Below are 21059 nucleotides of genomic sequence, written 5' to 3'. Positions count from 1 at the left end.
CACCGCCGAAGGTTCGGCCATGTCGATCCAGCACGTAACCCGCGATGGGCACGACACCCCGTCCCTGCCCCGCGACTTCGCCCGCTACCTCGTCGCCGCCGTGGCGGCGAAGTGGGGCTTCAACATCGCCAAGGTGGCCGTTCCGCTGGTCGCGATCACGTCGCTCGGTGCCGGTCCGGGTGCGGCAGGCTCGCTTGCCGCTGCGGGCACCGCCCCGTTCCTGCTGCTCGGGCTGCCGGCCGGCGCGTGGTTGGACCGGGTCGCCCGTCGTCCCGTCATGATCGCGATGGATCTGGCCCGGTTCGTGCTGCTCGGCTCGGTGCCGCTCGCCGCCGCGGCGGATGCCCTGACCATGACCCAGCTCTGGGTGGTGGTCTTCCTCAACGGCGTCGCGACCGTCTTCTTCGACGTCGCGATGCAGAGCCACCTGCCGGACCTTGTCGGACCCGGTAGCGGGAGGCGGCTGGTGGTGGCCAACGGGCGGCTCGGCATCGTGGACCAGATGGCGTTGATCGGTGGCCCCGCCCTGGCCGGCTGGCTGATCGGCCTGTCGACAGCGGCGGCGGTGCTGGCCGCGACGGCACTCGGCTACCTGTGGTCGGCGCTGTGGATCCGCCGCATCGAGCGGCCCGAGCCACGCCCGGTCGGCGCGGTACGGCGCTCGCTCGTGGCCGAGATGCGGGAAGGCCTGTCGTTCGTCCGGCGCAACCACATCCTGCGTGCGATCGCCGTCGCCGGTGCGCTCGTGAACGTCGCGACCGCGGGCACGGTGGCCATGCTGCCGCTTCTCCTGGTGGAGGAACTGCACTGGTCGGAGGGCCAGCTCGGCCTCTTCCTCGGCGCGGGCGGGGTCGGTGGCCTGCTCGGGGCGCTCTGTGGGAGGCGGTTGTCGAGGGGCCTCGGTGCCGGCCGTGCGGTGCTCGCGATCGGGCTGGCCATCGCCCCCGTGTCGCTCGTGCTGCCGCTCGTCGGCCGGCCCGTTCCCGGGCTGCTCGCTGCGCCCGCGTGGGCCCTGGTGATCTTCAAGGTGGGTTTCGACAGCGTGGTCCTGACGTCGATCCGCCAGCACGTCACGCCGTCACGCCTTCTGGGCCGCGTCAACGGCACCCTGCGCGTGATGTTCAGCGGCGCGCTCACGCTCGGCGCGGCGACGGCGGCATTCGTCGGTGACCACGCCGGTCCGCGCGCCGCCACCTGGGTTGCGTGCGCCGCGCTCGCGCTGGTGTGGGTGCCGATCCTGCGCTCCCCGATGCGCCGCCAGACCCTCGACGGATGCTGACGAACGCGTGGCGGTGTGGACGTGAGTGCCGGCGACGTCGTGGTGGCCGACGAAGAGGGCACTGTGGTCACTCCCGCGCCCGGCGGAAGCAGGTGCTCGATGACTGAGCGACGGGCGACGGGCGCCCGGCCCGCGGGCATTCGGTGGATCACGGAGTCGTCGCGGGGCGCCGGACGAACAGCACGGTCGGGATCACCATGGCGAGCAGGACGACGCCGCCGACGAGCCAGCCCAGGTGAAGGGCGTCGGTGAAGGCTCGCGGCGCGGCCAGGGAGAGCGTGTGTGCCAGCGGGGCCGGGAGCTGACCCGTGCTGCCACCGTGTGCGGCTCCCGCGACGACCGCGTCGGCCCGGTCGGACGGCACTCCGGCCGTCACGAGCTGCTCGTGCAGGTACACCGGGAAGCGGGTCGTCGCCAGGGTGCCGAGGATGCTCGGACCGAGCACGCTGCCCAGCTGGCGGAACATGTTGACCGAGCCGGCGGCCATGCCGGCCTGCAGCGGTGGCACGCTGTTGACGGCGGCGGCGGTCGACGGCGCCACCAGCAGCGCCGAGCCGACGCCGGCGGCGACCAGTCCCGGCCACATCGCCCCGTACCCGCTGGCCGGGCCGACCAGCACCAGCGCGAGGGCCCCGGCACCCATGAGAACGAGACCCGCGGCGAGCACGGGAGCGATGCCGACCCGGCGGGCCACCCGTCCGGCGAGTGCGGTGACCACGACGTAGGGGACGAACATGGCGAGCATCTTCACCCCGGTCTCCAGGGCGCTGGCCTGGGCGATCCGTTCCAGGTAGAGGACGGTGAGCAGCGAGATGCCGACGAAGCCGAACATGGTGGCGGCGCTGACGGCCATCACGGTCGCGAACGAGGCGCTCTTGAACAGCCGCAGGTCCAGCATGGGGTCGTGGTGGCGGAGCTCGAGCCGGACGAAGGCCACCAGCGAGACGGCGAAGACCACGTAGGCCACGATGATCGTGGGGCGGCCGTAGCCGCTGGCGCCGCCCTGGATGATGGCGTAGGTCGCCGAGGCGATCGCGATGGTGCCCAGCAGCACGCCGGCGGTATCGAGCCGTCGGGTCGGGTGCCTGCTCTCCGCCACGAACAGCGGGGCGAGCACGAGGGCGAGCGCCCCAAGGACGAGGTTGGTGAGGTAGACCGTGTGCCAGGAGGTCAGGCCCAGGAGCGCGCCCGCCACCAGCGGCCCGATCGCCAGCCCGAGGCCGGCGCAGCTGGCCCAGACGCTGATGGCGCCGGCCCGCTCGTGGTGGTCGGTGAAGGCGTGACTCACGATCGACAGGCTTGACGGCAACACGGCCGCCGCGCCGAAGCCCATCACGGCCTGGGCCGCGATGAGCAGACCCGCGTTCGGGGCGGCGAAGGCGAGCGCGCTGCCGAGCGTGAAGAGAGCGACGCCGTAGCAGAAGACCCGCCGCCGCCCGAGCAGGTCGCTCAGCGTGCCGGCGGAGAGGACCAGGCTCACCACGGCGAGGCTGAAGGCGCTGCTCACCCAGACCAGCGTGCTGGCGGACATGTGCAGGTCGTCCTGGATCGGAGGCAGCGCCGAGATCGTCGACGACACGTTGACGAAGGTCATCATCACGCCCAGGCAGACGACGACGAGGGCGAGCCATCGCCGGCGTGCCCCGGTCGTGGGCGCCGGGCCGGGCCCCGCCGCGGTGTTAGGCTGGCTACTGGAAACCATAGCCAGAACGGTAGCACCCCTGGCTATGCAAACGTCTAGCCAGAGGGGGTGTGGTAGCCATGACACAGCCCGCCGGGCCGGCCGGGCCCGACACCGACGCCGTCATCGCCCTGACCGGCCGGTTCGCCGATCGCGACGCGTGGCAGGCCGAGGGCTGGTGCCGCATCGAGCACGCCCTGGAGCTGATCGGCACCCGTTCGGCGATGATCCTCATGCGCGAGATCTACTACGGCGGCCGGCGCTTCGACGAACTGGCCCGGCGTACCGGCCTGACCGAGGCGGTGGCCGCCAAGCGGCTCAAGCAGCTGGTCGCCGACGGTCTGCTGCAGCGACGGCCGTACCGGGAGCCGGGCAAGCGGACCAGGGACGAGTACGTCCTCACCGAACTGGGCCGAGAGCTCTTTCCCGTGCTGGTCGCCCTGATGCAGTGGGGGGAGCGACTTGGCCGGAAGGGCGGCGTCGAACTCGTGCACGCCGGCTGCGGGAGCCGGCTCGGCGTCGTGGTGAAGTGCGCGAAGGGGCACGAGGTGGCACTACCCGACACCGCCGCCCGGCTGGTGGCCGACGGAAACGGCCGATGAGGTAGGGGATCAACCCGCCGTAGAGCACCAGCAGCCGTATCGCGGCCGACGTTCCCGGCGGCACGCGCTGCTCGGACAGTGTGTGGTGGACGCCGACCCAGGCCGGGCAGCGCGCGGCTCGCCACGAAGGGCGGCCAGGGATCGCGGGGCTCTAGCGCAGGGCAACCTCGCCCGCGTGGACGGCGCGCATGGCGCGCTCGACAGTCTCCTGATTTTCGCCGACCGGAGCCACGTAGTCGATGACGTCGCGCGCAGCGTCGTACCCGAGCATTCGGGTGATCACCCAGGTGGCGAGATACTGGGACGCCAGGCATCCGCCCGCCGTGGCGATGTTCCCCTCGGCGTGGAACGGCGCGTCCAGCACGGTGACATCGCAGGCTTCGACGAACGGCCGGCTCTTCCGGTCCGTGCACGCCGGCATGCCGTCGAGCAACCCGAGCCGGGCGAGCACCAGCGCGCCGGAGCACTGCGCGCCGATCAGCTGCCGCGCAGGATCGAGTGCCAGGCTGGAGATCAGCCGGTCGTCGGCGACGACCTCGCGCGCCTTCACCCCGCTACCGATCAGCACGACATCGGCCTCGGTCACGAACTCGATCGGGCGTTGCCCGGTCACCTCGACGCCGTTCATCGACGTGACCACAGGCGTCGGCGTGGTGATGAAGGCTTCCAAGCCGTTCTCACGGCACCGATTGATCAGCGCGGAAGCGATGAAGCTGTCGAGCTCGTTGAACCCGTCGAAGGTGACCACGGCTACCTGCATCACAACTCCCCTGAGTACGGCATCAGGTCCCCACTCTCCCTGGCGTGCCGCGCCGGACCGAGAGCCAATCAGCGGCTCGCGGCATGCCCACCGTCGCGGGCGACGCGAATTCGAGAGGTGCGCGCCGTTATGAGTGGTCCGACCGTTACAGGGTTGTCTGGTGATGCTGAGGTGATCTGGGGAGCCGTGCGTGGATTCGTACCCTGCTGTGGAGGCCCACGGCCTGATCGGTGATCTACAGACGGCGGCGCTGGTGGCGATGGACGGGACGCTGGACTGGTTCTGTGCCCCTCGGTTCGACTCGCCGAGCCTGTTCGGCGGGCTGCTCGACCGACGCAAGGGTGGGCACTGCAGCGTGTCGCCGGAAGGCGTCGAATACGTGAGCAAGCAGTTGTACCTGCCCGGCACGCCGATCCTGATCACGAGATTTCTCAGCGCGGACGGCGTCGGTGAGCTCGTGGACTTCATGCCGGTCGCGGGGGTTCAGGCCACTGACCGCCACCTCCTTGTACGGATGCTGCGGGTGGTTCGAGGCACGATGCGGTTCCGAGTCGCCTGCGAACCGCGCTTCAACTACGGGCGGGATCCGCACGAGTTGGACGTGTACCCCGAGGGACAGGTGTTCCGCAGCCCCGCGCTCTCCCTCTCCGTGAGCCTGGTTCGATACTCCGAGACCGGGCCCGGCGAGCACGATCTGCAGCGCAGCGACGAGGGCGGCGTATGGGCCACCGCCACGCTGCGCGAGGGCGAGGCGGGAGCTGTGGTCATGGAAACAGGACTCTCGCCGCACCGGCCGCGCTCCTACACCCCGGGCGAGGTTCAGGAGCTGTTGGAGCAGACCCGCGACTTCTGGCGACGTTGGCTGAGCCGATCCCGCTACCGCGGCCGTTGGCGGGAGATGGTCGAGCGGTCGGCCATGACGCTCAAGCTCATGACGTACGCGCCGACCGGCGCGCTCATCGCCGCCCCCACCGCCGGGCTGCCCGAGCAGATCGGCGGCCAGCGCAACTGGGACTACCGCTACACCTGGATCCGCGACGCGTCGATCTCCGTACACACCCTGCTCACGCTGGGCTTCACCGACGAAGCGTGGCGGTACATGCACTGGGTCGACGAGCGGGTCCGGGAGGCCAGAGACCGCGCGGTGCCGCTGCAGATCATGTACCGCGTCGACGGCTCACCCGATCTTTCCGAGGAGGTGCTCCACCACCTCGAGGGTTACCGCGGATCAGCGCCCGTACGGGTGGGCAACGGCGCCGCGAACCAGTTGCAGCTCGACATCTACGGCGAGGTGCTCAACGGCCTCCACGAGGCCGACTGCCATGGTCTGCAGGCCTCCCACCAGTTGTGGCTGGACACCGTGCGACTGGTGGACTGGGTCTGCGAGCACTGGGACCAGCCCGAAGACGGGATCTGGGAAACCCGCGGGGGCCGCCAGGACTTCACCTACGGGCGGCTGATGTCCTGGGTCGCCCTCGACCGGGCGGTTCGCCTCGCGCACCGGCGCGGCCGACCGGCGGACATCGCCCGGTGGAGGCGTACCCGAGACCAGATCTACCACCAGATCATGACCCGTGGCTACCGCCCCGGCCGCGGTGCCTTCGTGCAGCACTACGCGACCGACGTCCTGGACGCGTCGCTGCTCGCCATGCCCGGCGTCGGACTCGTCTCGTCAATGGATCCGTTGTGGCAGTCCACGCTGCGGGCGATGGAAGCGGAGCTCGTGTCCGACAGCCTGGTCTACCGGTACGACCCGGCCGCCTCGCCCGACGGCCTTCCCGGCCAGGAGAGCACCTTCACCATGTGCAGCTTCTGGTACGTCCGGGCCCTCGCCGAGGCCGGGCGGCTCGACGACGCCACGCTGACCCTGGAGAAAATGCTCACCTACAGCAATCCACTCGGCCTCTACTCGGAGGAGATCGCACCCACCGGTGAGCAGACCGGCAACTTCCCGCAGGCGTTCAGCCACCTCTCGTTGATCGGCACGGCCGTGAACCTCGACGGCCTGCTCGACGCCGCCCTGAGAGGTATCGGCACCTTCTCGACGACGCCCGGCTGAGCAGGAGCTCCACGGGTGCCTGAACAGGGTTGCGGTGCGTGCGTGGATCCGGGCGAAGCGACACGGCCGGCGGAGCCAATCCGTACGATCGACAGCGACCCTCGGACGCCGACCCGCCCGCGGCTCCGGTCGTGACTGAGAGGAGCAGGCGGGTGAACGCCTCGTTCGAGACGCTGCGTACGGAGCTGACAGACGGCGTCCTGACGGCCACGCTGAACGCGCCCCCGATCAACATGATCGGCCCGGAGGTGGTGCGGGACCTGGTTACCCTGCTCGGCCGACTGAGCAGGACCACCGAGGTGCGGGTGGTCGTCTTCGACAGCGCCGACGCCGACTTCTTCATCTCGCACGTCGACCTGACCAAGGTCGCCGAGTACTCGGCCGAGGCGGCCAAGGCAGGCGGGGGCCCGGAGGACGCCTTTCTCGGCATGGTGCTGCGCAAGTTGAGCGAGGTGCCGGTCGTCACGATTGCGAAGCTGCGCGGACGGGCCCGGGGCGCGGGAAGCGAGTTCGTGCTCGCCTGCGACATGTGCTTCGCGGCGCGGGAGAACGCGCTGCTCGGACAACCCGAGTGCGGTTTCGGCGTGGCACCCGGGGCCGGCGGCGTTCAACACCTGGCGCGCCTGCTCGGCCGAGGACGGGCCATGGAGATGATCCTCGGCGCGCAGGACGCGGACGCCGACCTCGCGGAGCGGTACGGGTGGATCAACCGGGCCCTGCCAGACGCCGAGCTCGACGATTTCGTGGCCACCTTGGCCCGGCGGATCGCGTCCTTTCCCTCGGCGGCGATTCGATCCACGAAGCGGGCGCTCAACGAGCTGACACTGGCGCCAGTCGACGCCGTACGCGCTGACGGCCGCCGGTTCCAGGAACTGGTCGCCGCCCCTGAGGTGCAGGACCGGTCGAAGGAGCTGTTCGGCCGGGGCTTCCAGACCCGGGGCCAGCTGGAGCTTGATCTCGGCGCACGGATCGCGGAGCTGCCGGCCGCCGGGTGAGCGCCGCCCCTGAATGACGTGGGCGGCGTGTTCGCCGGCCGAGTGTCGCTGCGGCCGGCCGAGGACGCCCGCCGGCTCGAGCACTCCCACCTGGCTCCGCACCTGCCGGGCGCCGACATCTGTGCGGCCGCGCTGCGCGGGCCGCTGGAGCGCAAGCTGTCCCGTCGAATTCCTAAAAGGACCGGTTCCCCTGGGTTCCGCGTCCGCCCCCTCTACCCGGTCGTCTCCCGTTCCACGAACGTTCAGACAGCTGTCCCTGCCTGCGATGCATGCCGTCCCTAGGTTGCCTAAGGCGACGAAAGAAGGGGCTCATGGACGCACCACTCGCAATCCGGGCTCGCGGCATCACCAAGTGTTTCGGCGACGTCGTCGCGCTCGACGGCGTCGACCTGGACGTGGCGGCGGGCCAGATCCACGGTCTGGTCGGGCCGAACGGCGCCGGCAAGACCACACTGCTCGGCCTCCTGCTGGGCCTCGCCGTGGCCGACGGCGGCAACCTCGAGATCCTGGGTACGCCGGTCGCTCGGGCGCTCGCCGCTCCCGACGGTGTCGCCGGCTTCGTGGACGGTCCGGGCCTCTACCCCTCGCTCACCGCCCGGCAGAACCTCGCCGCGCTCGCCGCTCTCCACGGCAGCGACGTGGCGACGACGGCGATCGACGACGCGCTGGAGCAGGTCGGGCTCACCGATGTCGCCGGCGACCGGGCGAGCGGCTTCTCCCTCGGCATGCGTCAACGGCTCGGGCTCGCCGCCGCCCTGCTCACCAGACCCCGGCTGCTCGTGCTCGACGAACCGGCGAACGGCCTCGACCCGGCCGGCAAGAGACACGTACACGGGGTACTCACCCGACTCGCGACGGACGGCACCAGCGTCGTGCTCTCGAGTCATCGCATGGACGACCTCGAGGCACTGTGCTCCGAGGTCACCATCCTCGCCACCGGGCGGGTCGTGTTCACCGGCCCGCTGGCCAAGCTGGCCGCCGAGAACCGTGAACTGGACTACCGGCTGCGAACCTCCGACCCCCAGGCCGCCCGCCGGCTGGCTGCCGACACGGCCGGGATCCACATCGACGTCGCCGGGACACGGGACGCCGAGGTGCTCGTCGTGCGGGCGCTGGTGCCCGCCCTCGACGACCTGGTGGTGCGGCTCGTGCACGCGGGCATCGCAGTGCGGGAGATCGCACCCGTGGTGTCGCCGCTGGAGGCCGCGTTCCTCGCCCTCACCGAGCAGGAGGCCCGTCCATGACCGCAATCCTCGCCGCCGACCGCGCTGTCGGCACCCCCCGCGTCCCGGTCGCGCGTGGCTTCCGCTTCGAGCTGGTCAAGCTGGTCTCGCAATGGCGGATCCGGCTGCTGGTCCTCGCCTGCTGGATCGCCCCGGCGCTGTTCGTCGCCGCGGTCAGCCAGCAGGGTTCGCTGCCCGTCGACACCCTCTTCGGTCGCTGGATGCACGCCACCGGCTGGGCCGGACCCCTGGTGACGCTCGGCTTCGCGGGCACCTGGGCGCTCCCGCTGCTGACCTCGGTGGTCGCCGGCGACATGTTCGCCTCCGAGGACCGGCTCGGCACCTGGCGCCACCTGCTCGTGGCGGTCCGGTCACCCCGCCGGATCTTCGTCGCGAAGGCACTCGCCAGCCTCACCGTCATCCTGCTGCTCGTTGTCGGGTTGGCCTGCTCCAGTGCGGCCGGCGGGCTCCTGGCGGTCGGCAACCAGCCGTTGGTCGGCCTCGACGGTCACCTGCTCACGCCGGGCGACGCCGCCGGGAAGGTCCTGCTCGCCTGGGTGTGCGTACTCGCACCGACCCTGGCCCTCGCCGCTGTCGGGCTGCTCGGGTCCGTCGCCCTGGGACGGTCCCCGATGGGACTGCTGCTGCCCGCGCTCGTGGCGCTGTCGATGCAGCTCGCCCAGATGCTGCCGCTGCCGGTCGCCGTGCGCGTGGCGCTCCCCGGCTACGCCTTCATCGCCTGGAACGGTCTGTTCACCAGCCCGGCTCAGCTCGGCCCACTCCTGATCGGTGTCGTGGTCAGCCTGGTGTGGGCCGCGACCGCGACGGCGTTGGCGTACCTGCTGTTCCTGCGGCGCGACTTCACCAACCTGGCCGATGACGGCTCGGGGGGCCGTGCGGTCACCGCCGGAGTCCTGCCGCTGGTCGGGATCCTCGCCGCGACGGTCGGGGTCGTCGCCGAGGCGACCCCGGCCACGGGCTCCGGGATCCAGCAGGACAAGGTGCAGCGCTCCGTCGCCACGGCGTTCGCCCACCTCTACCGGATGCAGACCGCGCAGCTCCACCGCCCCGACGTCACCGAGGCGCAGCTGAAGGCCACGGCGACGTGCAACAAGGGCGGCGGCAAGCTCGCCGCGGAGGGACCGGGCAACGACTGGCGCTGCGTCGTCTCCTGGCATCTCCCCGACGTCGAGGCCGCGGGATCGGCCATCTACCAGCTCGACGTCACACCGGACGGGCGGTTCGTGGCCGACGGCGACGGACCGAAGGAAGTGAACGGCTACTTCCTGGTGCGGACCCCGACCGGGGACGCACCGAACCCGCTCTGGCAGTTCGACGGCAACGTCGAGCTGCTCCACTCCACGAAGGGATGACTCCATGCAGGTCACACGCCGCCGTCGGCGTGTCGAGAAGGACGTGTCCGGCCTTCTCCGTCGACGCATCGGCCGCCGGCTACCCCTCGTCACGGCAGGCACCACCGCTGTCGTCGTCGCCGCCGGCACCGGCATCAGTTTCGCCCAGACGCACCAGTTCGGCACCGACCAGGTCGGCCAGGTGACCGACAAGGGCCTGGTCGTGTCCGACGACCAGTACCTCAACCCGATCGGCGACCGCCTCGTCATCAACACCGGCAAGATCATGTCGTCGTCGGTCAGCCCGGACGGCACCCACCTGGCCGCCTCGGTCACCGACGGCGGGATGGCCCTGGCCATCGTGAACCTGAAGACCTGGACGGTGCAGCAGCTCGTCGGCAACAACGCCGCGGCCAACCTGCGCATCAGCGGCAACGACGTGGGCCAGGAAGGCCCCACGTATTCGCCCGACGGCAGCCAGCTGTGGCTGGGCCAGGCCGACGGCTACCGCAGGTTCACCGTCAATCCGGACGGCACCCTCGCCAACTCCACGTTCATCCCGATCCCCCAGGACGGACCCAAGCGCGCGCTGGTGGCCGAGGCGGTCTTCGCACCCGACGGCGCCACCGTGTACTCCGCCGTCAACGGCCAGAACCGGGTGGTCGCCATCAACGCGGCGACCGGAGCCATCCAGCAGAGCTGGCCCGTGGGCAACGCCCCGCGAGACATGATCAAGGTCGGCAGCAAGCTCTACGTCAGTAACGAGGGCGGGCGCCCGGCGAAGGCCGGCGAGACCACGATCAACTCCTACAACACCCAGGTGCCGGCCGACCCGGCGACCGGGGCCACCACCACCGGCACGGTCAGCGTCATCGACCTGGCGAACCCGGCCGCTGCCGTCGGCAGCATCGACGTCGGCCTGCACCCGACCGCCCTGTACGCCAAGAACGGCGCGCTGTTCGTCACCAACACCAACAGCGACGACGTGTCCGTCATCGACACCGCGCGCGACAAGGTCGTCCAGACCATCGCCACCCAGCCGTGGCCGGAGGCGACGGTGGGGTACCAGCCCAACGCGGTGACGCTCACCGACGACGGCCACCTGCTGGTGACGCTCGGCCGCGCCAACGCCGTCGCCGTCTACCGGTACACGGCCCCGCTGGAGCCGGTCAGCTACGTCGGCCTGCTCCCGACCGACTACTTCCCCGCGGAGATCACCACGGTCGGCAACGATGTGCTGGTCGCCAACACCCGTGGCATCGACGCCCGCCGCCCGAACAACCCCGCCGGCCACGGTACGCACGACACGACCTCGAGCCTGCAGCGGTTCACGGTGCCGAGCGACAAGGCCATCAGGTCCGAGACCGGCAAAGTCTTCAGCCAGAACGGCTGGACCGGCGGCTCGGTCAAACTGGCCAGGGGCAGCAAGGCGAAGCCCGTGCCGGTGCCGCAGCGCCTCGGCGACCCCTCGACGATCAAGCACGTCTTCCTGATCGTCAAGGAGAACCGGACCTACGACCAGGTCTTCGGTGACGACCCGCGGGGCAACGGCGACCCGTCGCTGGCGCAGTTCGGCGAGAACGTGACGCCGAACCAGCACGCGCTGGCGCGACAGTTCGGGCTGTACGACAACACCTACGACATCGGCACGAACTCGGCCGAGGGGCACAACTGGCTGATGCAGGCCGACAACCCGGAGTACACCGAGTCCACCGCCGGTGAGTACATCCGCAGCTACGACACCGAGGACGACGCTCTCGGACACCAGCGCACCGGCTTCATCTGGACCGGCGCGCAGGCGGCGGGCAAGACCGTGCGCGACTTCGGCGAATTCCACCAGTTCCTGACCAAGCCGGCCGGCGCCAGCTGGCAGAACCTGTACTGCGACACCAAGAACATGGCCGCGACCGGGCAGGACACCGCCTACCGCATGGTCTCGTCCTCACCGATCCCGTCGCTCAACAGCGTGTCGGTGCCCGGCTTCCCGAAGTACGACCTCAGCGTTCCGGACGTCTACCGGTACGAGATCTGGAAGCGTGACTTCGAGAAGAACGGGCCGGCGAACCTGAACATGTTCTGGCTCTCCAGCGACCACACCGGTGGCCCGCCGAATGCGCCCGCTCAGGTCGCGGACAACGACCTCGCCGTCGGCAGGATCGTCGACACGATCTCGCACAGCCCGTACTGGAAGGACTCGGCGATCTTCGTGGTCGAGGACGACTCCCAGGCCGGCCTCGACCACGTCGACGGCCACCGCGCCCCGATCCAGATCATCAGCCCCTGGGCGCAGCGCGGCGTCGTCGACAGCCACTACTACACGCAGATCACGATGATCCGGACCATCGAGCAGATCCTCGGGATCCATCCGATGAACCAGAAGGACAGCGCGGCCAGCCCGATGCGTCAGGCGTTCGCCAAGAAGCCGGACTTCACGCCGTTCACCGCGCTGCCCAACCGGACCTCGCTGACCGCCGGCCTGGCCACCCCGCCTGCCTGCGGCGCGGACACCCCCGCGCCGCAGGACCCCCTCGCCGCGGCCGTGCCCTCGGCGCGGGTGCCGGCGGACAAGCAGGAACTGGCGGCGCAGTGGGACGAGTGGAGGTCGCACCAGCGGCTGACCGGGCCTGATGCCAAGCCCGACTACGCCAACCCCGCGCAGATGAACCACTTCACCTGGTACCAGGCGCACGGATGGACGAAGCCGTATCCCGGCGAGGCCAGGATCTTCGCGCCGGAGGACGTGCCGGGCGCCTACCTCCCGTCGCCGGAGTCCGACTGACGTAGGCCAATTCCATCAAGGGCCCCTGGCCGGCGTCGCTGCCGGCCAGGGGCCCCTGTGTTTCGACGCGCGGCCCGGCTGATGCTCCGATCCTCCGGGGTGGGGTGCGGGTGGTTCCCGATCACAAGGTGGAGATCTGGCCCGGTTCCATCCGTTTCGCTGCTAGCGTCGGCCGAGGGCAGCCGCGCGGGGGATGGCTCACCGCACTGGTTCTTCTGTGACAGCCGAGGAGCGGGGGTTCGGGCTGTGTTCGATGGATTCGAGGAATTCGACATTCCCACCTCCGGTGCGACGATCCATGGACGCCGCGGTGGAAGCGGACCTCCCGTTCTGCTCCTGCACGGCATTCCCGAGACGCACCTCATGTGGCATCGCGTGGCGCCGCAGCTTGCCGAGAGATACACGGTGGTCGTGACCGATCTGCGGGGCTGGGGCGACAGCGGCAAGCCGCCGAGCAGCGCCGACCACGAGCCGTACAGCATGCGAGCCATCGCCCGCGACCAGATCGAGGTCATGCGGAGTCTGGGGCATGAACGGTTCCACCTCGTCGGCCACGATCGCGGGGCCCGGTGCGCCTACCGCCTCGCGCTCGATGAACCAGCTGTCGTCACCCGGTTGACCGTCATGGACGTCGTTCCCGTCGGCGACGTCTACAACCGTGCCGACAAGGCGTTCAGCCTCTCCTACTGGGTCTGGTCCTTCCTGGCGGCGCCGGCGCCGGTGCCGGAGCGGTTCATCGACGCGGCCCCCGCCGTGCTCGTCGATTTCATGCTCGACACGTGGCCCGAGGTGAAGGACGCGTTCCCGGCCGAGGTCCGTGCCGCCTACCTCAAGCAGTTCCGCGACCCCGCCACGGTCCATGCGATCTGCGAGGAGTTCCGCGCGGCCGCCACGCTGGACTACGAGCAGGACGAGGCGGACCGGGGAGTTCGGCGGATCGAGTGCCCGGTGCTGTTCCTCTGGAGTCAACGGGGTCAGGTCGCGAAGCTCTACGACGACCCGCTCGGAATATGGCGGGAGTGGTCGGACGACGTGCGGGGCGGGCCCGTACCGGTCGGGCACTTCATTCCGGAAGAGGCCCCCGAGCAGACCACCCGGCAGCTCCTGGATTTCCTGAAGTAGCAGGAACCGAGACCGCCCGGTCAGAGACCCTGCGCGAGCCGGTGGTAGGCGTTGTTCCACTCCAGCTCGCGGGCGAAGCCGCGCGCCGTGGTGGTCTCGTCGATGCAGGCCGGCTCGACGCCTGGCTCGGTGCGCCCGCGATGAGGGCCGGGGGGACGCGATCCCGCCCCGCCCTGACCCCCGCAGTGCGGATGTGCTCAGACCGAGAGGCCGGTGTTGGTGGCCCGCTCCTGGCGGGTCCGGGTCGCGATGGCGTAGCCGGTGGTGGTGACGGCCAGTGCCACTCCCCAGCAGAGGAACACCAGCAGGGTGGCGGTCACCGCCCACCCCTCACGCACGTCCGACCAGTGCGTGTCGCCGGTGCGAACCTGCCGCACGAGCACCGCGACGCTCAGGACGCCGTAGGTGACCAGCGCGAGCGCCACCACCCCCGCGGGGACCACCGCCAGGAGCCGGGGAACCGGTCGACCGCGTAGTCCCGGCAGCCAGTGCGGGAACTGCTGCCCCCAGCGTTGTACCAACCCGAGAACGAGCAGGCCGGCGAGCGGCGGGACGAGGGTGATCGCCACGCCCGTCCACGTCGAGAGGCTCCGATGGATGTCGTCCAACTGCCGCTGCGGAATCCCGAACGGAACGCCAAGCACCCACAGCCCGTGCGGCACCGCCCAACCCACCACCGGCAGAGCGACCGCCACGTACGCCCAGCGGCGGCTCCACCGCGGCACCGGCTGGTATCCGGCCGTCCGCGCTCCGCGCTGGGGACCGCAGGCGTTCGCCAGCCCGGCGAACAGGAGGCCGCCGATGACCAGTGCGATCCGCGCGCCGAGGTCCCGCCAGTCCGAGGGGCGCCCCGTCAACGCCGCCGGGATCTCGAAGAGCAGATGCAGCGGAAACGCGACGACCAGGAGCAGCGCGGCCGCCGTCCAACTGCCGGCGACCGCGTAGCGGCCGGGGGACCTGACCGCGGACATGATCAACATCGCGAGGGCGACACCGAAGCCCGCCGCTCCCCACCCTGCCCAGAACGGCAGCGTCTCGACCTGGTTCGCGCCGCAACCACCAGCGGGGTCGACCAGGTCGGTGCGGTCGCAGGCGGTGTACCCCCACCGGCCACCCGCGAGCCAGTACGCCCGCAGAGTCACCTCAGCGATGACGAACACGACGCAGGCAACCGCCCACGCCCGGACCCGAGGGTCGGCAGCTGAGCGCACGGGTCCGGACCGTTGCCCCGCCGTCATCGCGTGACCGCCGGACACGGTCGGTCGACTACTCGACCGACCACCACAAGACTGACGAGACGCTGACTGGTGGCCATGGATCCATGAGACGTGGCGATGGACCGCCCGTCCTCCCACCGAGAAGGGATCAGGCTCCCTCTGCCGGGGGAGGGCAGACCGTGGATGGTCCGGTTGTATCGGGTTCGAGGGGAGTCCGGCCTCAACGAGGAAACCGTCGAGCAGGCGGGACGCGATTCCGGGCATGTTCGAGCGCGATCCGGTGGTCCTGCTGACCCACGCGCACCTGGATCACGTCGTGGGGCGTCTGAGTTCGCTGATCGGGCCGCCACCCCGCCGAGGCGGGGCTCTTGGCGGCGGGTGTACCGGCGAGCCTGTACGGCGCGGAGCTCTACGACAAGCTCGGGATCGACGCGGGGGAGGAGCCTGTCGCGGAACTCCTGATCGAGGCTTTGCCTGCTCCCGGCTACGACCGGCTGCCTACCGCGTCGAGCCCATGACCTTGAACCGCGTGCTCGACGGGACAGGCCTTCGCGATCTGGCGAAGACCTACCTGCCCAGGAATGCTGAGGTTGTGTCGAATCCTGCTGTGCCGGCTCACCGCCGATGCCTGCGGAATCCCGGTACTCGGCGGACCGGTCGAGGCCACCGCGCTCGGTAACATCCTGGTGCAGGCCCGTGCCGCCGGCGCGATCGACGGCGACCTCGTGGCCGTGCGGGCCGTGCTGCGCCGGACCCAGCGCATCGTGCGGTACGAACCGCGCGGCGGCGAGGCGACCTGGCGGGCCGCCGAGACCCGGATGGGTGGGTGAACATGCGGATTGCCCTGTTCGTCACCTGCCTCGCCGACACGCTCTTCCCGGAAGCGGCGAAGGCGACGGTGGGGCTGCTGGAGCGCCTGGGCCACGAGGTCGTCTTCCCCGAGGATCAGACGTGCTGCGGGCAGATGCACGTGAACACCGGTTATCCGGACGAGGCGCTGCGGTTGGTCCGCCGGCACGTGCGGGTGTTCGCCCCGTATGACGTGGTGGTGGCGCCGTCAGGCTCGTGCGTCGGTTCGGTCCGGCACCAGCACGCGGCGGTGGCGCGGCGGGCGGGTGACGAGCGGTTGGCCGCCCAGGCGGAGGATGCCGGCCGGCGCACGTACGAGCTGTCGGAGTTCCTCGTCGACGTGCTCGGGGTGACCGACGTCGGCGCGTACTACCCGCACCGGGTGACCTACCACCCGACCTGTCACTCGCTGCGGATGCTGCGGGTGGGGGAGCGGCCGTTGCGACTGCTGCGCGCGGTGCGCGGGCTGGAGCTGGTGGAGCTGCCGCAGGCGGAGCAGTGCTGCGGCTTCGGCGGCACGTTCGCCGTGAAGAACGCGGACACCTCGACGGCGATGCTCGCCGACAAGATGCGCAACGTGCTGGCCACGCGGGCGGACGTCTGCACGGCCGGGGATGCCTCCTGCCTCATGCACATCGGCGGCGGGCTGTCGCGGCTGCGAACGGGGGTGCGGACGGTGCATCTGGCGGAGATCCTGGCCAGCACGGAGCGCTCGGAGACGGTGGGGGAGCGGCAGCGGTTGGGGGTGCGGCCGTGACGCGCACGTTCCTGGGTATGCCCGCCACCGCGCCACGAGGCGTCGGGCACCTGCGCGGCGAGGAGCCGTTCCCGGCCGCGGCCCGCCGCGCCCTCGTCGACGCGCAGTTGCGGCGGAACCTGCGGCACGCGACCACCACGATCCGCGGCAAGTCGGGCGCGGTGATCGGTGAGGTGCCGGACTGGCAGGAGCTGCGGGCCGCGGCCCGGGCGATCAAGACCGACACCATGGCCCGCCTGCCCGAACTGCTGGAGCAGCTGGAGGCGGCGGTCACCGCGGCCGGCGGCACGGTGCACTGGGCGGCCGACGCCGTCGAGGCCAACCGGATCGTCACCGACCTGGTCGGGGCGGCCGGCGCCGACCGGGTCATGAAGGTCAAGTCGATGGCCACCCAGGAGATCGGCCTCAACGAGGCCCTCGAGGCCGCCGGGATCGAGCCGGTCGAGACCGACCTGGCCGAGCTGATCGTGCAGCTCGGCGACGACCGGCCGAGCCACATCCTGGTGCCGGCGATCCACCGCAACCGGGCCGAGATCCGGGAGATCTTCCTGCGGGCGATGCCGGGCGTCGACCCGACGCTCACGGACGAGCCGGCCGTCCTGGCCGCCGCCGCGCGCCGGCACCTGCGGGAGACGTTCCTGAGCACCCGGGTGGCCGTGTCCGGCGCCAACTTCGCCGTCGCCGAGACCGGCACCCTCGCCGTGGTGGAGTCCGAGGGCAACGGACGGATGTGTCTCACCCTGCCGGAGACCCTGATCACCGTGATGGGCATCGAGAAGGTCGTCCCCACCTGGCGGGACCTGGAGGTGTTCCTGCAACTGCTGCCGCGGGCGTCGACGGGGGAGCGGATGAACCCCTACACCTCGATGTGGACCGGGGTCACGCCGGGCGACGGGCCGCAGGCGTTCCACCTGGTGCTGCTCGACAACGGGCGCAGCGCGGTGCTCGCCGACGAGGTGGGCCGGCAGGCGTTGCACTGCATCCGCTGCTCGGCCTGCCTCAACGTCTGCCCGGTGTACGAACGCGCCGGCGGGCACGCCTACGGGTCGGTCTATCCGGGGCCGATCGGCGCAGTGCTCTCCCCGCAACTGACCGGGGTGGCCGACAACGCCTCCCTGCCGTACGCCTCGTCGCTCTGCGGCGCCTGCTACGACGCCTGCCCCGTCATGATCGACATCCCGTCGATCCTGGTCCACCTGCGCGGCCAGGCCCCGCACCCGCGTGCCGAGGCGACGGCGATGGCCGCCGCTGCGTACACCATGGACCACCCCGCGCTGTACGCGGCCGCGCAGCGCGCCGCACGGCTGAGCCGGCTCGCCGGCCCGCGCGGGCGCGGCCTGCCGCCGCCGCTGTCCGGCTGGACGGCCAGCCGCGACCTGCCGGAGCCGCCGCCGCAGACCTTCCGCGAGTGGTGGGCGCAGCGGTGACCGCCCGCGAGGTCATCCTCGGCCGGTTGCGTGCCGCCCTCGGTGAGCCCCGGCCGGCGCCGGCCGAGGTGCCCCGGGACTACCGGCCCGCCGGCACCGCCGCCGCCGACCTGGACCTGCTCGTCGACCGCCTCACCGACTACCGGGCCACCGTGCACCGCTGTGCCGGCGCGGGCGTCGCCCGGATCGTCGACGCGGTGCTCGGCGGCCGGCAGGTCGTGGTGCCACCCGGCCTGCCCGGGCACTGGCTCCCAGGCACCGTCGTCGCCGTACCGGACGACGACCTCCCGCCGGAGCGGATCGCCGCCGCGGACGGTGTGGTGACCGCGGCGGCGGTGGCCGTGGCCGAGACCGGCACCATCCTGCTGGACGGCGCCCCGGACCAGGGCCGCCGGATCATCACGCTGCTGCCCGACGTGCACCTGTGCGTGGTCCGGGCCGACCAGGTCGTCGCCGCCGTGCCGGACGCCCTCGCCCGGGTCACCCCGCACCGGCCGCTGACCTGGATCAGCGGGCCGTCCGCCACGAGCGACATCGAACTCAACCGGGTCGAGGGCGTCCACGGACCCCGCAACCTCCACGTGATCATCGTCGACTGAACCAGCCGACGGGCCGCGATTACGCCTTGGCAGTTGCACGCTGCCGGCCCTTCGCGCCCGCCGGCGTGCCGCGGTGACCTCCGGTTGAAGGTTTCCGACGGGGGTAAGCGGAGGATTCGTCGCCGAGTCTCCACCGGGGGTTCAAGGATACGATTCATGGACATGGCACAGAGCACGCACACCGTGTCCGGAGACTTCGACCTGACGATGGCTGAGCTGCGCGTCGTGGCGCGTTACGTCGTGTGGCACGCCGAGGAGGTCCTGCCCGTCTTCGAGCAGGCCGTTCCCGACGATCCGCGCCCCCGCGCGGCGATCGACGCGGCCTGGGCGTTCATCAACGGCGCCAGGAGGACCACCGTGCAGCGCGTCACTTCCCTCGATGCTCATCGAGCCGCCCGGTCCGCACCCTCCGAGGTCGCGCGACTGGCCGCGCGATGTGCCGGTGACGCCGCCTCAGCCGCATACCTGCACCCCATCGCCAAGGCCAGCCAGGTCGGGCACATTCTGCGAGCCTGCGCGAGCGCTGCGCGCATCGGGGAGCTGGCGGCGGGCGGCGACCCCACGGTCGGGGATGCCCTGCTGGAACGGTCGCGGCAGCGCGCGACACCGCTGCTCATCGACGTGCTCCGCCGCTACCCGCCGGCGCCCGGCGGCAGCAGTCGTGTCGCCCGGCTCATGAGCGCACTGGACCATTCCCTGCGTCTGGCGCAGGACAGCTCGCCGGGGCACGCCGCCCTGGGCCACGCCGACCCGCGCGGGATGGAGCGCACGTCATGATCCTGCCGAAGGTCCGGGACCCTCGCTTCGTGACGATCCGCCGCGGGGGGGACTCTCACCGATGCCGATCACCGTCTCCTCGCGCTGTGGGCCGCCTCGTGTGCGGAGCACGTCCTCGCCCTCTTCGAATCGGCCCAGCCCGCGGACCCGCGACCGCGCCACGCGATCGAGCAGGCCCGGGCCTGGGTCCGTGGCGAGGTGACGATGATGCAGGCGCGCGCGGCGGGCGGCCACGCGATGGGAGCAGCCAGAGAGCTGCGTGGAGCGGCACGGCATGCCGCGTACGCCGCCGGCCAGGCCGGGGCCGTCGCCCACGTGGCCGCGCATGAGCTCGGCGCGGCCGCCTACGCGATCAAAGCCGTACGTGCGGCGGCGCCGGAAGGGCTGAGCGAGGCCGCGGGGCGACTCGAGTGCCAGTGGCAGCGCGACCAGCTGCCGGAGGCGATCCGCGAGCTCGTACTTGACGACCAGCGGTTGCGCAACGACATCTGCTGGTCGGTGTTCGACTGTTGAGTCGAACCTCGCACGGGAACGACCCAGCCGGGTCGGCCGATCGTGGCCCTGCGGGGTGGCACGGGGCGTACGTGAGTCACGCGATGGCCCTCGTGCCGGTCGTGCCGGTCACGCGCCACCCGAAACCGGCCTCGTTCCGCACGACGTAGGTCAGCCAGGTCGCCCCGAGGCAGGCGACAAAACCGTTGATCGGCACCCGCGCCTGGTTGTCGTCGCCGTCGACCGTGCCAAGAGTGATCAGGATGCCGCCGTCCCGGACCTGCGGGCAGCCGTCCCTCCTCTCGATGACGGCTTCCGGGTCGGTGATGAACGCGACCGGTGCCACGTCCGCCAGGGCGGTCACGATCCGGTGCTGGGTGTTCGGTGCCAGGGGAGTGCCTCGTTCGTGCTCTCCGACGGGGTCGCCGGCGCCGGGATGTGCCTGATCGAGCACGTAGACCGTCGTGAAGGCCCGCTCCGGGAAGGAGTTGTCCGCGGGTGTGGTGAGGAACCGGCTCAGCACCTGTCCATAGATCTCGGCCTCCCGCAGGCCGGCCGGCCAGTCGGCGGCTGGTTCCTCCCTGGCCGGCTCGGGAGCCGCCGGCGGGTTACCGGCGCAGCCCGCGGTGCTCGCCACCGGGCCGGCAAGCGTCCCGGCCAGCATCGCGATGACCCACACACGCCGCATCGAGTGCCTCCGGTGCCGTACCACGTTGCCGTCAGTGCTATGACGGGTGTCGCAGCCTCGCGGTTCCCACTGCCCCCGGACCCGTGGATTCACCGGTCGGCGCGAAGCCGGCATCCGACGTCCGAGTACGGGCCCACCGTCGAGGCATGAGCATGCTGCCGGTGAATGCGGTCGAGGTCCTCGTGGTCGGGGCGGGACCCACCGGACTGGCCGTTGTTCGACCTGGGCCTGCACGACACCGCGTACCCCTGTCTGCTGTTCCTGTCGCAGGCGGAGACCGAACGCACGCCCTCGTCCAACAGAATTCCAACATCGACGATGCATGATCGGCCCCGTCCTCGGGTGCGTGCCGAATCCGAACCGGCAAGGCGCCCGACGGATCCACGGTGGGCAGCTGCCCA

The 21059-nt window shown here is 71.1% G+C and carries 17 protein-coding genes and 1 pseudogene; 14 read left to right on the top strand and 4 right to left on the bottom strand.

Annotated features, from left to right (window positions below):
• Positions 1 to 19 precede the first annotated feature (19 nt).
• Positions 20 to 1279 (top strand): MFS transporter, encoded by a 1260-nt coding sequence (locus tag GA0070214_RS05055; protein ID WP_091259440.1) that lies wholly within the window; start codon positions 20 to 22, stop codon positions 1277 to 1279.
• Between the two features lie 148 nt (positions 1280 to 1427).
• Here the strand turns inward: GA0070214_RS05055 and GA0070214_RS05050 are convergent, their stop codons facing one another.
• Positions 1428 to 2981 carry an MFS transporter gene (locus GA0070214_RS05050; protein ID WP_091259437.1) on the bottom strand — a complete coding sequence of 518 codons (1554 nt, stop codon included), beginning with the start codon at positions 2979 to 2981 and terminating at the stop codon, positions 1428 to 1430.
• A 59-nt stretch (positions 2982 to 3040) separates the two neighbouring features.
• Here GA0070214_RS05050 and GA0070214_RS05045 point away from each other — a divergent pair, with 59 nt between their 5' ends.
• A complete protein-coding gene (locus GA0070214_RS05045; protein ID WP_091259435.1) occupies positions 3041 to 3562 on the top strand; it encodes a winged helix-turn-helix transcriptional regulator in 522 nt (173 codons plus the stop codon).
• A gap of 151 nt (positions 3563 to 3713) precedes the next feature.
• Here GA0070214_RS05045 and GA0070214_RS05040 read toward each other — a convergent pair whose 3' ends face one another.
• The gene (locus GA0070214_RS05040) at positions 3714 to 4322 is read right to left on the bottom strand and encodes a DJ-1/PfpI family protein (RefSeq protein WP_091259433.1); all 609 of its coding nucleotides are present in this window, start codon (positions 4320 to 4322) and stop codon (positions 3714 to 3716) included.
• A 190-nt stretch (positions 4323 to 4512) separates the two neighbouring features.
• Between GA0070214_RS05040 and GA0070214_RS05035 the strand changes: the two genes are divergently transcribed.
• From GA0070214_RS05035 to GA0070214_RS05005, 6 genes are all read left to right on the top strand, one after another.
• Positions 4513 to 6381, top strand: a complete 1869-nt coding sequence (locus GA0070214_RS05035) for a glycoside hydrolase family 15 protein (RefSeq protein ID WP_091259431.1) — start codon at positions 4513 to 4515, stop codon at positions 6379 to 6381.
• Positions 6382 to 6533: 152 nt separating this feature from the next.
• Complete coding sequence (locus GA0070214_RS05030) at positions 6534 to 7376, top strand: enoyl-CoA hydratase/isomerase family protein (protein ID WP_091259429.1); 843 nt, start codon at positions 6534 to 6536, stop codon at positions 7374 to 7376.
• 311 nt (positions 7377 to 7687) lie between these two features.
• Positions 7688 to 8620: an ABC transporter ATP-binding protein gene (locus tag GA0070214_RS05020; protein ID WP_091259427.1), complete on the top strand. Its 933-nt coding sequence runs from the start codon at positions 7688 to 7690 to the stop codon at positions 8618 to 8620.
• Positions 8617 to 9972: an ABC transporter permease gene (locus GA0070214_RS05015; protein WP_091259425.1), complete on the top strand. Its 1356-nt coding sequence runs from the start codon at positions 8617 to 8619 to the stop codon at positions 9970 to 9972. The genes GA0070214_RS05020 and GA0070214_RS05015 overlap by 4 nt, the downstream gene beginning before the upstream one ends.
• 4 nt (positions 9973 to 9976) lie before the next feature.
• The gene (locus tag GA0070214_RS05010; protein ID WP_091259423.1) at positions 9977 to 12730 is read left to right on the top strand and encodes an alkaline phosphatase family protein; all 2754 of its coding nucleotides are present in this window, start codon (positions 9977 to 9979) and stop codon (positions 12728 to 12730) included.
• A 246-nt stretch (positions 12731 to 12976) separates the two neighbouring features.
• On the top strand, positions 12977 to 13852 hold the full coding sequence (locus tag GA0070214_RS05005) for an alpha/beta fold hydrolase (protein ID WP_208602637.1): 876 nt from the start codon (positions 12977 to 12979) through the stop codon (positions 13850 to 13852).
• A 197-nt stretch (positions 13853 to 14049) separates the two neighbouring features.
• Here the strand turns inward: GA0070214_RS05005 and GA0070214_RS05000 are convergent, their stop codons facing one another.
• Entirely contained in the window at positions 14050 to 14994 is a 945-nt protein-coding gene (locus GA0070214_RS05000; RefSeq protein WP_139141753.1) for a hypothetical protein, read from the bottom strand.
• Positions 14995 to 15650: 656 nt separating this feature from the next.
• Here GA0070214_RS05000 and GA0070214_RS04995 point away from each other — a divergent pair.
• The 6 genes and pseudogenes from GA0070214_RS04995 (at position 15651) to GA0070214_RS04970 (ending at position 19991) form a co-directional block, all read left to right on the top strand.
• A complete protein-coding gene (locus GA0070214_RS04995) occupies positions 15651 to 15899 on the top strand; it encodes an FGGY-family carbohydrate kinase (RefSeq protein ID WP_139141752.1) in 249 nt (82 codons plus the stop codon).
• Between the two features lie 2 nt (positions 15900 to 15901).
• Positions 15902 to 16675, top strand: coding sequence for a (Fe-S)-binding protein (locus GA0070214_RS04990; protein ID WP_091259417.1), 774 nt, complete (start codon positions 15902 to 15904; stop codon positions 16673 to 16675).
• A gap of 17 nt (positions 16676 to 16692) precedes the next feature.
• Entirely contained in the window at positions 16693 to 18102 is a 1410-nt protein-coding gene (locus tag GA0070214_RS04985; RefSeq protein WP_091259415.1) for a lactate utilization protein B, read from the top strand.
• Positions 18099 to 18701: a LutC/YkgG family protein gene (locus GA0070214_RS04980; RefSeq protein ID WP_167364194.1), complete on the top strand. Its 603-nt coding sequence runs from the start codon at positions 18099 to 18101 to the stop codon at positions 18699 to 18701. The genes GA0070214_RS04985 and GA0070214_RS04980 overlap by 4 nt, the downstream gene beginning before the upstream one ends.
• A 156-nt stretch (positions 18702 to 18857) precedes the next feature.
• Complete coding sequence (locus tag GA0070214_RS04975; protein WP_244167549.1) at positions 18858 to 19478, top strand: putative immunity protein; 621 nt, start codon at positions 18858 to 18860, stop codon at positions 19476 to 19478.
• Positions 19475 to 19991, top strand: a pseudogene (locus tag GA0070214_RS04970) (putative immunity protein). Before GA0070214_RS04975 ends, GA0070214_RS04970 begins: the two are co-directional and overlap by 4 nt.
• Before the next feature lie 76 nt (positions 19992 to 20067).
• On the opposite strand, the gene GA0070214_RS04965 reads toward GA0070214_RS04970, so the two are convergent.
• A complete protein-coding gene (locus GA0070214_RS04965) occupies positions 20068 to 20658 on the bottom strand; it encodes a hypothetical protein (RefSeq protein ID WP_139141751.1) in 591 nt (196 codons plus the stop codon).
• Positions 20659 to 21059: the final 401 nt, after the last annotated feature.

Source organism: Micromonospora chaiyaphumensis (genome assembly GCF_900091435.1).
GTDB classification, from domain to species: Bacteria; Actinomycetota; Actinomycetes; order Mycobacteriales; family Micromonosporaceae; genus Micromonospora; species Micromonospora chaiyaphumensis.
The sequence above is the reverse complement of the archived record's forward strand: the minus strand, read 5'-3'. Positions and strand labels throughout refer to the sequence as shown.